17 protein-coding genes are annotated in these 15,279 nt (G+C 37.1%); 13 read left to right on the top strand and 4 right to left on the bottom strand.

All coding sequences use genetic code 11. From position 1 onward, the window contains the following. The first annotated feature begins 146 nt into the window (after positions 1-146). Positions 147-1,187: a glycosyltransferase family 4 protein gene (locus ACHUE4_RS06235; RefSeq protein WP_394188514.1), complete on the top strand. Its 1,041-nt coding sequence runs from the start codon at positions 147-149 to the stop codon at positions 1,185-1,187. An 87-nt stretch (positions 1,188-1,274) separates the two neighbouring features. Here ACHUE4_RS06235 and ACHUE4_RS06230 read toward each other — a convergent pair whose 3' ends face one another. From ACHUE4_RS06230 to ACHUE4_RS06220, 3 genes are all read right to left on the bottom strand, one after another. Continuing rightward, a complete protein-coding gene (locus tag ACHUE4_RS06230; RefSeq protein WP_394188513.1) occupies positions 1,275-2,276 on the bottom strand; it encodes an LCP family protein in 1,002 nt (333 codons plus the stop codon). 112 nt (positions 2,277-2,388) lie between these two features. Beyond that, a complete protein-coding gene (locus ACHUE4_RS06225) occupies positions 2,389-3,444 on the bottom strand; it encodes an LCP family protein (RefSeq protein ID WP_394188512.1) in 1,056 nt (351 codons plus the stop codon). A gap of 139 nt (positions 3,445-3,583) precedes the next feature. Further along, positions 3,584-4,216: a YigZ family protein gene (locus ACHUE4_RS06220; protein WP_394188511.1), complete on the bottom strand. Its 633-nt coding sequence runs from the start codon at positions 4,214-4,216 to the stop codon at positions 3,584-3,586. A gap of 172 nt (positions 4,217-4,388) precedes the next feature. Here ACHUE4_RS06220 and ACHUE4_RS06215 point away from each other — a divergent pair, with 172 nt between their 5' ends. Further along, positions 4,389-5,537: a sensor histidine kinase gene (locus ACHUE4_RS06215; RefSeq protein WP_394188510.1), complete on the top strand. Its 1,149-nt coding sequence runs from the start codon at positions 4,389-4,391 to the stop codon at positions 5,535-5,537. Positions 5,538-5,574: 37 nt separating this feature from the next. Continuing rightward, positions 5,575-6,249, top strand: a complete 675-nt coding sequence (locus tag ACHUE4_RS06210) for a response regulator (protein ID WP_394188509.1) — start codon at positions 5,575-5,577, stop codon at positions 6,247-6,249. 190 nt (positions 6,250-6,439) lie between these two features. Here the strand turns inward: ACHUE4_RS06210 and ACHUE4_RS06205 are convergent, their stop codons facing one another. Then, a complete protein-coding gene (locus ACHUE4_RS06205; protein ID WP_394188508.1) occupies positions 6,440-7,267 on the bottom strand; it encodes a nuclease-related domain-containing protein in 828 nt (275 codons plus the stop codon). Between the two features lie 255 nt (positions 7,268-7,522). Between ACHUE4_RS06205 and ACHUE4_RS06200 the strand changes: the two genes are divergently transcribed. From ACHUE4_RS06200 to fliW, 10 genes are all read left to right on the top strand, one after another. Continuing rightward, positions 7,523-8,092 (top strand): nuclear transport factor 2 family protein, encoded by a 570-nt coding sequence (locus ACHUE4_RS06200; protein WP_394188598.1) that lies wholly within the window; start codon positions 7,523-7,525, stop codon positions 8,090-8,092. A gap of 102 nt (positions 8,093-8,194) precedes the next feature. Then, positions 8,195-9,532 carry an ATP-dependent helicase ComFA gene (locus tag ACHUE4_RS06195; RefSeq protein ID WP_394188507.1) on the top strand — a complete coding sequence of 446 codons (1,338 nt, stop codon included), beginning with the start codon at positions 8,195-8,197 and terminating at the stop codon, positions 9,530-9,532. After that, entirely contained in the window at positions 9,529-10,149 is a 621-nt protein-coding gene (locus ACHUE4_RS06190) for a ComF family protein (protein ID WP_394188506.1), read from the top strand. The genes ACHUE4_RS06195 and ACHUE4_RS06190 overlap by 4 nt, the downstream gene beginning before the upstream one ends. A 72-nt stretch (positions 10,150-10,221) precedes the next feature. After that, the gene (locus ACHUE4_RS06185) at positions 10,222-10,632 is read left to right on the top strand and encodes a TIGR03826 family flagellar region protein (protein WP_394188505.1); all 411 of its coding nucleotides are present in this window, start codon (positions 10,222-10,224) and stop codon (positions 10,630-10,632) included. Between the two features lie 157 nt (positions 10,633-10,789). After that, positions 10,790-11,050 carry a flagellar biosynthesis anti-sigma factor FlgM gene (flgM, locus tag ACHUE4_RS06180; protein WP_394188504.1) on the top strand — a complete coding sequence of 87 codons (261 nt, stop codon included), beginning with the start codon at positions 10,790-10,792 and terminating at the stop codon, positions 11,048-11,050. Between the two features lie 64 nt (positions 11,051-11,114). Further along, a complete protein-coding gene (locus tag ACHUE4_RS06175) occupies positions 11,115-11,615 on the top strand; it encodes a flagellar protein FlgN (protein ID WP_394188503.1) in 501 nt (166 codons plus the stop codon). A 12-nt stretch (positions 11,616-11,627) separates the two neighbouring features. Further along, positions 11,628-13,331, top strand: coding sequence for a flagellar hook-associated protein FlgK (flgK, locus tag ACHUE4_RS06170; RefSeq protein WP_394188502.1), 1,704 nt, complete (start codon positions 11,628-11,630; stop codon positions 13,329-13,331). Between the two features lie 15 nt (positions 13,332-13,346). After that, a complete protein-coding gene (flgL, locus tag ACHUE4_RS06165) occupies positions 13,347-14,231 on the top strand; it encodes a flagellar hook-associated protein FlgL (protein ID WP_394188501.1) in 885 nt (294 codons plus the stop codon). A gap of 58 nt (positions 14,232-14,289) precedes the next feature. Beyond that, positions 14,290-14,835 (top strand): DUF6470 family protein, encoded by a 546-nt coding sequence (locus ACHUE4_RS06160; RefSeq protein ID WP_394188500.1) that lies wholly within the window; start codon positions 14,290-14,292, stop codon positions 14,833-14,835. A 15-nt stretch (positions 14,836-14,850) separates the two neighbouring features. Then, positions 14,851-15,279 carry a flagellar assembly protein FliW gene (gene fliW, locus ACHUE4_RS06155; protein ID WP_394188499.1) on the top strand — a complete coding sequence of 143 codons (429 nt, stop codon included), beginning with the start codon at positions 14,851-14,853 and terminating at the stop codon, positions 15,277-15,279.

Here is a 15,279-nt window from a genome sequence, read left to right as displayed (position 1 = left end):
GCCTAAAAGGTAACATTATAATAAGAGGTCAAATATTGATGGGATGAAAGGCTTATTTTTGTTGAAAGTATATAATAAGTAAGTTTTCATGCTATAATCATGAGTGATTTGATATATTTAATGATAGATATTTGAGGAGGAAAGAAATGCTATACCTTACACTGGTTCTGGCATTTGTCGCATCCATACTGTTGACTCCGCTTGTTAAAATGCTTGCGATCAGAATTGGAGCAGTCGATACACCTAACTACAGAAAAGTTCATGCGAGAATTATGCCGCGTTTAGGCGGATTAGCCATATTTGGTGCGTTTTTAATAGGATATTTTATTTTAAGACCAGAAGATCCAACAGCACCATTTATTATTTTAGGTGCATTGATGATTATTATTACTGGCGTGCTCGACGATATGTTTGAAATTACGGCAAAAGCAAAATTATTAGGTCAACTTATAGCTGCTGGTATTGTTATATATGGTGGTTTAGATATTGATTTTATTAAACTTCCATTCGGTGGAGTTTTAGATTTTGGTTATTTAAATATTCCATTAACGATTCTTTGGATTGTTGGAATTACAAATGCCATTAACTTAATTGATGGCTTAGATGGATTAGCAGCAGGTGTTTCAACCATTGCTTTAATCACAATTGCTGGAATGGCACTAATGATGGGGAATACCTTTGTATTTGCAATGGCAGCAATTTTAGCGGTCAGTTCTTTAGGATTTTTGTTTTACAATTTCCACCCAGCGAAAATCTTTATGGGTGATACAGGGGCGTTGTTCCTTGGTTTCATGATTGCGGTACTTGCATTAATGGGCTTTAAAAACATTACCGTTATCTCGTTGGTTATTCCAATTATCATGTTAGGGGTTCCAATTTCTGACACGTTCTTCGCCATCGTGCGTCGATACCGAATGAAACAACCACTTTCTGCAGCAGACAAATCACATTTACATCACTGCTTACTAAACGTTGGATTTACTCATCGACAAACCGTTTTAATTATTTATGCACTAGCTGCCATGTTTGGATTAGCTGCTCTGATTTTCTCGCAGGCCACTGTTTGGGGTGCGATACTATTGTTAGCAGTTATGTTAGTAGCTATTGAACTCTTCGTAGAAGCAGTTGGCTTGGCTGGAAAGAATTATAGACCACTTATTAATTTCGTCAGAATGATTGGTAAATGACCTTATGCATTTTGCATAAGGTTTTTTCTTTTATCAAATAAAAACTCCTGAAAAGTTACTTTCAGGAGTTCTTCCTTGTCATAGGTTTTATATATCTGAATTATTTTGATAATCGGAAGACAATTCTAAATGTTGCTGAAGAATTTGTTTTGTTTCTACTAATTTTTCTTCGTCAAGTCTCCAATAATATGTATTAGTCGAAGTGTCATCAAAACCATGTAAATACATCGAATCGACATTTGGAATTCCGTCTTTAAAATACGTTAAAAAAGAAGTCATTGTTTCATATGTCATGTTCGTTTTCATCTGATTGCCTACAGCTTCAATGACATTATCATATTTAGTGATTGAAGTGGCTTTCGTAGCTTTTTGAACGATCGCTTCTAAAATCATTTGTTGTCGCTTTCCTCTTTCAATGTCATTGTCTTTTTTTCGTGTTCTTGCTAATGCAAGCGCTTCGCGACCGTCTAATTTTTGAAAGCCCGGAGTTAATTGAACCGTAAACTGATCGAATTGATCTTTTTCATGTAAAGCGTAGGGAACATCCGCCTCAATTCCATCTAATGCATCAACCACATCAATAAACGCATCAAAGTTCATTTTTACATAATAATCTATAGGGACTTCTAATAAATGTTCAATTGTTTGAATAGAGGAGAGGGGACCACCTTTTCCATATGCATGATTAATTTTATCTTTGTAATTTTGGTTTGGAAAATAGACATATGAGTCTCTTGGGATACTTAATAATTTTACTGTTTTTTCTCTTTTGTTCAATGTAGCTAGTAGTAATGCATCGGACCGACTTTTATTATCACCTTGATCTCTTAGAATACTATCATCAATTCCTATAAATAGAATCGATACATTATCATTAATGGGTTCTACAACATCACCACGAAAGGGAGAAGTTTTTCGATCAAGGGATACATACGATTTTGTTGCAGCCGTTTCGACTTTCTTTTGCAAATAAAGACCGTATGCAGACAAACTCAATACGAATGAAATTATGAGTATTAATGATATTTTAATTAGTAACGATTTCTTTGATGGGTAATATATTTCTTTTCGATAATCTGTTCTTTTCATTCAATCACTCCAATCGTGCTTTTTTCTAATTATACATGAAATGTAATATAATGGTTTATTCCGCATGAAAAAAGACTGACCAAAATTGGTCAGTCTTAAAATATTAATATATTTAATTAGAATGTTCATGGTCAGATGCAAATTCTGTTGCTTCTGATTCAGAGCTACGATCCGTATAACTAGATGAATCACCATTTATTCCAAGATGAGTTTTTAGTATGTCTCGAGTTTCATCTAAGCTTTCTTGATCGAGAGACCAATAGTAAACACCGGTAGACATATCGTCTAAACCATCTAGTTGAAGAGTATCCACTCGTGGCATACCATCTTTGATGTATGCAAAGAAGGATTTCATTTCTTCAAAGGTCATGTCGGTTTTCATGTTATCGCCTACTGCATCAATTACATCTCCATATTTTGTGAATGAGCTTGCTGATGAAGCTTCTTTCATTATGGCTTGTAGTATCATTTGTTGACGCTTCCCACGTTCCAAATCATTATCTTGTTTACGTGTTCTTGCAAGTGCTAATGCTTCGCGTCCATCTAACTTTTGAAGACCTGGTTGAAGTTGAACAGTATTACGATCAAACTGATCTTTTTCGTTTAAAGCATAAGGCACTTCTGCTTCAATACCACCTAATGAGTCAACCACATCGATAAACGCATCAAAATTCATTTTCACATAATAATCGACCGGAATCTCAAATAATTCTTCAACAGTCTCAATTGCTGCTCGAGTGCCTCCATAAGAATGAGCATGTGTAATTTTGTCTTCATACCCGACTTCTGGAATGTATACGAGTGAGTCACGTGGAATGCTAACAAGTTTTACTGTTTTACTTTTATTATTTAAGGTTGCAAGCATCAACGCATCTGATCGACTGTTAGAATCTCCTTGACCACGCTCTTCACTGTCATCAATACCAACGAAGAGAATTGAGACATTGTCTTCAAGTGGTTTAACAGCTTCTTCCCGTAATTCTGATTTTTCTCTATTACTGATTGCTTCAAAAGCATTTCCAGCAGCCGTTTCAGCTTTTTTATGAAGATATAAACCATAAGCAGTTAGACTAATTAACATTGAAGCTACTAGCATAATTGATATTTTTAAAACCAATGACTTTTTTGACGATTTATGTGACACGGTTTGATATTCTTTTCGTTTCATTTGAATTCTCCTCTGAGCAGGTTTAATCCTTGCTCGTTCAATAAGACGTCTGCATTTAAGATATGGTTGCATCTTAATCTACAGTACTCCTCATTATACAGCGTTTCATTCATTCCGTAAAAGGTAAACTTTGTATCATTTACATGACAAACTCAAGAAATTCCTCTCCCACATGCTCTAAATCAGCTTGTCCATTCGTTAATTCTGTTATCCAGCCTCTAAAAACTTCTTCATTATCAACTGGCACAAAGATATATATTTCTACTAAATCAGCATATTCAATTCGATCGAGAGGGTATTCAGAACTGCGGATTTCATTTTCAACTTTTCCTAACCACGTGTAGTCAATTGAAACCTTCATTATATAATGCAATTTTCGTTCGACAACTTGTGCTATGGAAATACCTTCTGTGGTCGCTTTTCCATATGCGCGAATTAAGCCGCCGCCACCAAGTTTTATTCCCCCAAAGTACCTCGTCACTACTACCACCGTATCTTTTAAGCCTTGTTTCTTCAAAACTTCTAGCATTGGAAATCCAGCTGTGCCGCTTGGTTCACCATCATCGTTGGCTTTTTGAATATTGTCATGCTCACCAATCATGTACGCAGAACAGTTATGGTTAGCACTTTTGTGCTGGTTTTTGATATTATCAATGAAAGACTGTGCTTCTTGTTCAGTTTCTGCCCGGTTTACATAGGTAATAAAGCGGGATTTTTGTATAATTAATTCTGACTCACCAAAACCTTTTACTGTTTTGTAATCGTTTCGCAAACGCTTCACATCCTCACTGACATCTAGTTGTCATGCAATTTTAATATTTAAATGTAGTCATAGTGCTATAATAAGTTTTAGCCCTTGCAGGAAAAAAGGCGTAGGTGACGAATGGTACATGTATGAATAAAAAGTCACCCATCAGACAATCGAGCAACAAAGGGGAATCATTATGTCTGGGAATCGAGTTGATATCAAGTCCTTGGATTATATATTTAGTCAAATGGTCGATACAATGGACCAGTCCAAAAATGATATCTTTATTATAAGTGAACAGAGCCGTCAAAGCTTTGAACAAATGAAAAAAGAATTAGAAATTGTTCGAGAAAATATTGCGTTGGTAATTATTGAAGGCGATTTACTTGAAGAGAAGACAAGATATTCGCGAACAAGATTAGCGGATGTATCAAAGCATTTCAATACTTTCTCTGAAGTTCAAGTACGTGAGGCATATGAATTAGCCAATAATCTACAAATTAAATTGTCCATTAATCGGACAGAAGAAAAACAACTTCGTGAACGACGTGACGATTTGGAACGCCGATTGCAAGGGTTGCTCGAAACCATTCAGCGAGCAGATCAACTCGTTACACAAGTGAATGTTGTTATGAATTATTTAACTTCGGATCTAAAAAATGTAGGACAAGCCCTTGAAACGGCAAAATTAAAACAAGACTTCAGCTTGAAAATTATTCAAGCACAAGAAGAAGAACGAAAACGATTATCCCGTGAGATTCATGATGGTCCAGCTCAAATGATGGCGAACGTATTGTTACGTTCCGATTTGATTGAACGTACGTACCGAGAAAAGGGCGTCGAGAAGGCATTTGAAGAACTTGCCGATTTAAAAGTTATGGTTCGAAATGCACTTTCTGAAGTGCGTCGAATTATTTATGACTTGCGACCAATGGCGTTGGATGATTTAGGATTAATTCCTACCCTCAAAAAATACTTAATGACTATCGAAGAATATAACATGGGGTGCGAAATACACTTCAATTCGATGGGTGAAGATCGACGAATCATTAGTAATTATGAGGTAGCCATTTTCCGATTAGTTCAAGAATCGGTTACGAATGCGACGAAGCACGGGAAGTGTACTCAAATTTGGGTTAAGGTTGAATGGCGAAATGACGCTGTGAACATACTGGTGAAAGACAATGGATCCGGTTTTGATCCAACCTTAGTTCAAGACTCATCATTTGGTTTGCTTGGGATGCGTGAACGCATTGATTTGATAAAAGGTGAAATGACTGTGACTTCTTCACCAGGCAAAGGAACGACGATGATGTTTCGAATTCCATTAATTGAGGAAAAATAAAAATACTAAGTTTGTGCCGATATAGGAGGAAATGACGATGACGAAAATTGTAATCATAGATGACCACCAATTATTCCGTGAAGGTGTAAAGCGGATTTTAGATTTTGAAGATTCATTTGAAGTATTAGCTGAAGGTGGAGACGGTGGAGACGCTATTGGCCTTTACGAAAAATATTCTCCAGACGTTATCCTAATGGACATTAACATGCCACGTAAAAACGGTGTAGAGGCAACTGGCGAATTAATGACGCAATACCCAGACGCTAAAGTAATCATGTTATCAATTCATGATGATGAATCTTATGTAACCCATGCATTGAAAACTGGTGCACTTGGATACATGTTAAAAGAAATGGATGCAGATGCGATTGTTCAAGCGATTAAAGTTGTCGCAACTGGCGGATCTTACTTACATCCAAAAGTAACACGTAACCTAGTTGCTGAATTCCGTCGCTTAAGCGAACGTGAAAATAAAGGAAGCTTCCACCAATCAGAAATTCGTCGTCCTTTCCACTTGTTGACGAAACGCGAATGTGAAGTTCTTCAATTACTAACTGATGGCCAAAGTAACCGTATGATCGGTGAAACATTGTTCATCTCTGAAAAAACAGTTAAGAACCATGTATCAAGCATTCTGCAAAAAATGAATGTAAATGACCGTACACAAGCCGTTGTAACAGCTATTAAAAATGGCTGGGTTGAAGTGCGATAATTATGTGGATCCGCTCACTTTTGTGAGCGGATTTTTTTTGTGTAGGGGAGAATCTAGTAAATTTGAGTGCTAATGTAGTAATTTTGAAAGCTAATCTAGTAAAAATGATTGTTAATCTAGTAATTTTTATAGGTAATCTAGTAATATCGCTTATAAAATGCCTTTGGAGTATGGCAAAAAAAACTGAAATTTATTTTTGCCATATATATTTTCTGCTAGGCCCTTTTCCAATAGGTATTAAGTTCATACTCCGCAATAAATAACTCGCTGCAAAAGCATCCTTTAAACCTAAGAATTCCAAGCATTCTCGATTAGAAATACTGTCCTTCCACAAATAGAACCAATCTTCTACCGCTTCCTTCTTCGCAAGTTTCGTCGATTTTTTACAATTGGGGCATTTTTTTTCATTCTTAATTGTCTTGAAACAATAGCTGCATATTAATCCTTTTCGTATTTGGTGATAATCAATTTTATAACGATTACTTAGAGGAGGAGGGAAATATTTATCTTGTATCTCAGAAATTGACCTCACCAGTTTGTCGAAAGTTTCCAGGGAAATAATTGGTTGTTTTTCATTTAATTCTTCGATATAGCTACTGATGTCGCATCCCATAATAATTTTGGCGAATTTAGGTGGGAGGGCTACATGTGTCTTCGAGTAAGGTAGCACGATATAGCTGTAAATAGGTAATGATATGCCATGCTTATCTAGCCACATTTTCAGTCTTTTTACATTTCTGTTAATTTGTTGTTCAGGGCATTTTAGTGGGGTAATGACACCGTCGACATCTTTTAATAGTTGTGGGGGATTTGATTGGAACATAAGCTTGCCTTTAATCGTCTTTATTTCCAACACACAGATATAAGACTGAGTGATAATCAATGTATCGATGGAAATGAATGATTCACCATCACTTTTTAAATTTACTTCTTTTAATATCGCATAGGGTTCTGTGAAATTGACCTGTTTTAGGAAGTGGTCGACTTGGCATTCGCCATTATAACCTGCTCTCGTCATATCGATTTTAGATAAGATATCGTGTCTGGATATGTGCTCAAGGGGAAGTCGATGTAAAACTCTTGTGTATGCTTGAATTATAGATGGTTCGGTTCGTGTGAAGTCGATTTGTGAAACACTCCTTTTAGTAGAATTTAGGAGGAAATAGGGGTGTTTTCAACATAGCATGTTCAAATAAATTTCACAAGTCAATAATCATTGAGTTTCACGCATGAATATGCCAAAATTAATAACCGAGTAGGAGGACGAGAATTGATGAAATATCCATATATACTTTTATTAACAATGACTGCACTTTTATTGACGGCATGTAACAATGATGAGTCGACAAATTCCGGCTCCGTTAACGACGGTGAATCCCCAAATGAAAGCAATGCCTTAGAACATGGCGTAACTGATCAAGGCGAAGTTGGTTTTGAAATGGCTGGTGGCAAAATTGAGGAAGCGACGAATGTTCCAGAAGAACAAAGACAAGCTATCCTCTCGGCTTTCGACACTTACATGAAAGCCTTCAATGATGAAGATGTTGAAACCTATATGTCTGTCATTGCGAAGGAACCTGAAGGGTTCGAGTATGCTGAAGAAGAACAATTAGTTAGCAAAACTTTCAAAGAATATGATGTTGACCGAACTGCTGATAATATCACATTGATAAAATACGATAAGAACCAGGCTCAAGTATTTGCTAATTTCGATATTTCGATGGTGCAAGAATCGAGTGGGGCGGAGTTAGATCGCTCGGGTCGTCAGGTGACTGTCTTTGCGAATGAAGACGGTGAGTGGAAAGTAACGAGTGTGTTCTTTATTGGCGATAAAGTTGAATAAATTATTGGACACCATGATGAGGAAGTTTCATTATGGTGTTTTTTATAACTCATGCTAAACTGAAAACAGGAATGAGGTCAATCCAATTTTGGAGGGATGTTCATGAACGAGATTCAACAATTTTTAACAGGTCGCATGTGGCTGCGAGAACATACCCCGTTTTCGCGAGAAGACATAGACAATGAAATAACCCAAGGCAATATAACCCCCTACCCAGGCATTCAATCGAGTGTCAAAACCCTTATTACATTTTCTTATCAAACAAACAGTTGTCGTCGATGCGGCAATCACCAACTAACTTCATTCAACTGTGCCAAATGCGAAGGCTCGTGCCTCTATTGTCGAAATTGTATTCGTATGGGCAGAATTAGTCGGTGCACAGAATTAATATCTTGGAAGGGACCTTCATTGGAAATAAAACAGAAGGTCGTATTTGCATGGAATGGAACATTAACTTCTAACCAACAACGTGCTTCTGATGAATTATTGCGCAGTGTGATGTCCAATGAATCACATCTGATTCATGCTGTTTGTGGAGCGGGTAAGACGGAGTTGTTGTTTCCTATTATTGAGGAGTTATTGAAGGAAGGGAAACGAGTGTGTGTTGCGACACCTCGAACGGATGTCGTGCTCGAGATAGCTCCGCGATTTAAGAAAGTTTTTCCGAAGACTGTGATACATGCCTTATATGGCGGAGCACCAAATCAAGAAGGTTTTGCTCAACTAATCATAGCGACGACTCATCAACTATATCGATTTGAGAATGCGTTTGATGTCATTTTTGTCGATGAAGCGGATGCTTTTCCATATTTAATGGACAACTCACTTAAATTTGCGGTTAATAAAGCGAAGAAATTTGGAACAGCGGTTAATTATATAACTGCAACACCATCGAAAGACCTTCTGAGAGAGGTAAAGAATAAATCAGTCATTTCTTCCCGATTCCACGGTCATCCTTTACCAGTCCCTCGGTTTGAATCGTTATGGAATTATTCGAAGCAGATTAAGAAAGGGAAGTACCCAAGTAAATTAAAGGGATGGACGGATGAAAGAATGAATAAGCATGAGCCATTTCTCATTTTCTTTCCAACGATTGAATTAATGGAGCAGGCATCCTCTTTATTCGAAAATATTCCTTCCGTTCATGCCGAAGATTCCAAAAGAAAAGAAAAAGTTATGATGCTGCGAAGTAAACAAGTGCCAGGACTTCTTACGACAACCATTTTAGAAAGAGGAATCACAATCGAAAATCTTCAAGTTGCAGTGCTTGGAGCTGATGAATCGATTTTTTCAAGCAGTGCTTTAATTCAAATTTGCGGAAGAGTAGGTAGGTCACCTGAATTTCCAACTGGCGATATCGTCTTTTTCCATCACGGGATTTCGAATGAAATGGATGAAGCGAAGTATTTAATCGAGGAACATAATAAGGTGAAGAAATGAATTGCCTTGTTTGTAGTAACGAATTTATTGAAAAGCCATCATGGTCAACTCTATTCATGATTAAACAGCCTCAAGTAATTTGTGATAAATGCCAAAATAAGTTTGAACAAGCTGAAATGAGAGATTTTCGTCGAGACTGGGAAGGTACGATTTTTGAAGGTGCATTAGATTCGCTAACTTCGATTTATTGTTATAACGAATTCATGACAGACGTTCTTCATCAATATAAGTTTCTACAGGATGTTGAGATGGCTAAAATATTCCGAGAAGATTTTGTTCATTTAAAATCTGAAACAGCTATGATTGTTCCTATTCCGATGCATCCAGAAAAACTGAAGGAACGGACTTTTGCCCAAGTTGATGAATTACTAGTTGCTGCAGATATTCCTTTCACACAACCATTACAAAAAATTATGAACACAACACAAGGGAAGAAATCAAAAATAGAACGTACGCAATCAGAGATTTTATTCACAGTTACAGAAAATGTTGCTGAAAAATCCATTCTCTTAATAGATGATCTATACACGACCGGGACGACTTTGCACCATGCGGCATACATATTAAAGCAAGCTGGAGCATCAAAAGTAAGTGCCCTCACCTTGGTGCGTGTGTAAATTCATCTTGTCCAAAATCATTCCTCCGAGTACAATGTTCCTAACAACCATCAACACCAGGAGGCGTTCAACATGGGTGAATTAAGAAATTGTCCAACTTGTAATGAATTTTTCAATTACACGGGGATGCGTGATGTGTGTGCAAAATGTGCTAATATCGAGGAACAACAATATGAAACCGTCTATAAATTTTTGCGTAAACGTGAAAATCGTGCGGCGAATATAGAACGAATCTGTGAAGTAACTGGCGTTAAAGAATCTCTTTTACACAAGTGGGTTCGAAAAGGAAGACTGCAGCCGGCATTGTTCCCAAACCTTGGTTATCCATGTGATAACTGTGGGAAGTTAACTACAAGTGGGAAGCTTTGTGAAAATTGTACATCGAATTTAAAAGCAGACTTAAAAACATTTGACGCTGCAAAAGACTTCCGTGATAAAGTTGCCAATCAAGATAAGGGAACGTACCATTCAGATCGTAAATAATATTAATTCGATGGCGATGTTTGCCATCGTTTTTTTGTGGAATGCTAATTTACATAGACCTTTTTGTCTACAGTTAATTTTCCTTCAAAAGACCCTTAACAATTCACAAAATCAGCCGAAATAGTAAGTAGACACTCATAAAAGGAAGGAGACCATTATGAAAATAAATAATGTAGGCGTCAATGCCGTCAATCCATATAAACGCCAAGCACAAAAGCTAGATGCTGCTGAACAAACGAAAAAACAAGCAGCTGATCAATTGCAAATTTCATCTGTAGCAAAAGAATTGCAGTCTTCATCATTCGCAACGGAAAGAGCTGAGCGCATTCAACAGCTTAAAGTAGATATCGAATCAGGTAACTATAAAGTGGATGCGAAGCAAGTTGCAGGAGATTTACTTGCATTTTACCGTAAATAAAATGACCGTCTTCTAAATCGCGCTGGCGGTCCATTTTCTGTATTTGACTAAAGGAGTTTTTTCCATGTCGATCCAAACAATCATTCAAACGTTAGACAACTTAGAAAAACTACACAAAAGTTTGCTTGAACTTGCCTATAAGAAAACCGAGTTCATCAAAACTGGAGACATGGATAGTCTCGATCAACTGCTCAAGGACGAGCAGGCGCACGTAGCGGCAATTTCACAACTTGAACTACAGCGTCAGACAGTGGTAACGGATTACCTTCGAGCAAAAGGAATTGCTCCTTCTGACACACCAACTGTTATGGAAGTAATGGAAGCAGCTGAGTCGCCATCTGATCAAGAACAACTCAAAATATCTCGTAATCGACTTTTACTAACAGTCGATCAACTGAAATTTCAAAATGACTTAAATCAAAAGTTAACTTACCAGTCGTTGCAATTTGTCAATTTAACACTAGACATGTTGAAGCCACATCCCGAGCAAATTAATTACTCACGGACGGAAGCAAAAGGCGACAATGTAAATAAAGATAAAATCTATTTCGATTCACAAGCCTAAGGAGGCGAAACCATGCGCAGTACGTTTATGGGACTTGAAGCAAGCAAACGCGGCCTTTTCACGCAACAAACCGCCTTATATACAACGGGTCATAATATAGCTAACGCTAATACGGCTGGTTATTCACGTCAACGAGTAAACATGCAACCGACACTTGGATTTCCTGGAACAGGTCTAAACGCTCCAATGACTCCAGGATTTATTGGAACTGGAGTGGAAGCAGGTTCAGTTCAACGCATTCGTGACACATTTACAGACAGCCAATTCAGACAAGAGTCAAACAAATTAGGATACTGGGAGTCACGATCGTCAGCTATCTCTCAAATGGAAGACGTTTTAAACGAACCATCTGATTACGGATTAGCTAAATCGATGGATGAATTCTGGAAATCACTACAAGACCTAAGTGTAAACCCTGAAAACGGTGGAGCACGTGCAGTAGTGGTTCAACGAGGAATCGCAGTAGCTGATTCATTTAACTACATGCATAAATCAATTTCTGAAATTAAAGATAATGCCGCTAAAGAAATCGGCATTTCACTTAATAATGTCAATTCCATCCTTGAACAAATTGGAGACTTGAACCGTCAAATCACAGCCATCGAACCGAATGGCTATATGCCAAACGATTTATACGATGCACGTGATAACCTACTTGACGAATTAGGGCAGTTTTTCCCAATCGAAACTTCGAATACACCATCAGGTGGAAATGCTTTGAAAGTAGCTGAAGGATCAGTGACGGTTTCAATAAAGTTAAAGGATGGAACATCATTAAAAGTTGTGGATGGAAATGATTTCGCACAACTAAGAACATCAAGTGTTAACAAACCAATAGGTGATGTAACTCCGGATGGAGCTGTTAAAGGATTCTATTTAGTTCAATTAGATTCGAATGGTAATGAGACATTATTGGATAAAAACATGAATCCTACTGTAGGAATTGATGATGACAGTGACCCATTGACTCCAGATGTAGAAGTTGCAGAAGTTCATGACATTCTCAATTTTTATGACCTAGGTAAAATAAAGTCACTTACTAATTCCTATGGATATGTTTCGGGTACTGATACTGATCCACTTACAAGTGTTACTTCGAATATAGTTAAAGGGCTTTTCCCTGATATGATTACAAAGTTAAATACAATGGCCAAAGCATTTGCTGAGGAGTTCAATCGAATTCATATTGGGGATGGAACTACCGAATATCCGAAAGGATCAGATATTAATGGACGACCAGGACAAGCGTTTTTTGTAGATGACAATGAGACAGATTCTAACATTGATGCAAGTAATATTTATGTATCGAATGAAATAATCAAAGATCCTGGAAAAATAGTAGCTTCAGATTCTGCTCCTACAGTTTCTCCAGATGATGCAGAACCAGGTAACGGAAATTTCGCTTTGAAATTAGCAAACATGAAGTTTGAAAATTTATCAGATTTAGGTGAAGTTAGTGTTCAGACATACTTCCAAAGTGTCATTGGTCAGTTAGGTGTCGACGGACAACAAGCATCTCGCTTGATGTTCAATACAGCTACTCTTCAACAAGCGGTTGCTGAACGTCGTGCTTCGGTTAGCTCTGTATCTTTGGATGAAGAAATGACGAATATGATAACGTTCCAACAAGCTTATAACGCATCTGCACGAATGATTACAGTAGTAGATGAAACTTTAGATAAAATCATTAACGGCATGGGCCGTGTCGGAAACTAATAGGAGGTCCAACCAATGCGCGTAACACAATCAATGCTTTCAGGTAATATGCTTAGAAACTTGTCGAATAGTTATACAAAGATGGGTGAGTTACAAAACCAGATTACTACTGGGAAAAAAGTAAATAGACCTTCCGATGATCCTGTAGTGGCAATGAAGGGTATTGCTTTACGTTCATCACTAGAAAAAGTTGAACAATTTCAACGTAACTTAGGTGAAGTTCATAATTTACTTGATAGTTCGGACGATGCTCTTGATAAAGTTGGTTCTGCTATGCAACGTGTCAATGAATTGATGGTTCAAGCATCCAGTGATACAACAACTAATGATGATCGAGAAAAGATTGAAAGTGAGATTTCTCAAATTCGTACTCACATTCAAAATATATCGAATACCAAGGTGGGTAATAAATATATTTTTAGTGGTACGAAAACAACCACACCACTTCATGATGGGACAAATTATACTGACCCATCTGATCCAGCATTAATGAAGTCTGTTGAGATTGAAGTATTTGATGGTGTGAAACTAAAAGTTAATACCAATGTTATTGATGTATTCAATGAAATTGATGTTAAATTAAAAGAAATTAGTGATTTAATGGTTGCTGGAAATTCAACAGGTTCTGATTATTCCCAGTTTTTAAAAGATATTAGTGATCAAATGGATAATATCTTAACTACTAGAGCGGATATTGGTGCACGTCAAAATCGAGCTGAGTTAATGGAAAACCGACTTCAGTCACAGAGTGTCATCGCTACGAAGCAAATGTCTGAAAATGAAGACATTGATTACGAAAAATCAATCACGGAGATGATTACTCAAGAGTCTGTCCATCGTGCAGCTTTGTCGGTAGGAGCGAAAATTATTCAACCCTCATTAGCAGACTTTATACGTTAAAATAAAAAAGCGCCATACGCATTATTGCGTAGGCGCTTTTTAAAAAGAGGTGAATCAAATGGATATTCCAAGATTAAGTGTACAAACAACTAAAGGTTTACTTGGTCTTTCGACTACTAAGCCAGTTCAAAGAATATCACAGCAACCAGCCACACTTTCAATAGAACAACCTAAAGGGATTCAAACGTTCCGTACTACTAAACCACAGGTCAACATTGATAGCACTCAAGCTCGTGCTGATGTAGATTTAAAAAGCTCTATGAAGAGATGGGAAGAAGTAGCAAGTTACAGTAGACAGACTGTATCGGAAGGGACAGCTCGACGTGCTTCGGAGGGAGCTGAAATGATGCGAATAGAAAATGGCGGTAATGCTTTAGCTTCAATTGCTCATCGTTCTGGCCGACAAATGAAAGATCTGGGAATAAAATTCATACCATCATACGGAAGTGTAAAAGTAAGCTTTACCCCAGGTAATGTTGATATTCAAACAGAGCAACAAAAACCAATTATATCAGCTCAAATAAATAAACCGACACATGACTACACACCAGGCAAAGTAACTGCTGAAATGATACAGTACCCATCCATTGATATTTCATGGTAAAAGAGGAGAATTAATATGAAAATACAAACCGCATTTTTAGGTGAAATCGAAATTGACGATTCACAAACTATTCATTTCGAACATGGACTACCAGGTTTTGAAGAAGAACAAAAATTTACATTGATCCCATTAGAGGACGATGCAGTCTATCAAGTTTTACAGTCAATCAATAATCCACACATAGCATTTGTAACCGTAAATCCATTTGTATTTACGAGTTATAGTTTTGATTTAGACGAAAGCACAGTTCACTCTCTATCAATTAAAACTAATGAAGAGATAGCGATATTATCTATTGTTACAGTAAAAGAACCTTTTTCAGAATCGACATTGAATTTGAAAGCACCTATTGTCATTAATATGAAGTTGAAAAAAGCAAAACAAACTATCATTGAAAAAACAGATTTTCCACTAAGACATCCAATTTCACAAGGAAAAGGGTGA

The organism is Paenisporosarcina quisquiliarum (genome assembly GCF_043641925.1).
In the GTDB taxonomy this organism is placed as follows: Bacteria; Bacillota; Bacilli; order Bacillales_A; family Planococcaceae; genus Paenisporosarcina; species Paenisporosarcina quisquiliarum_A.
The sequence above is the reverse complement of the archived record's forward strand: the minus strand, read 5'-3'. Positions and strand labels throughout refer to the sequence as shown.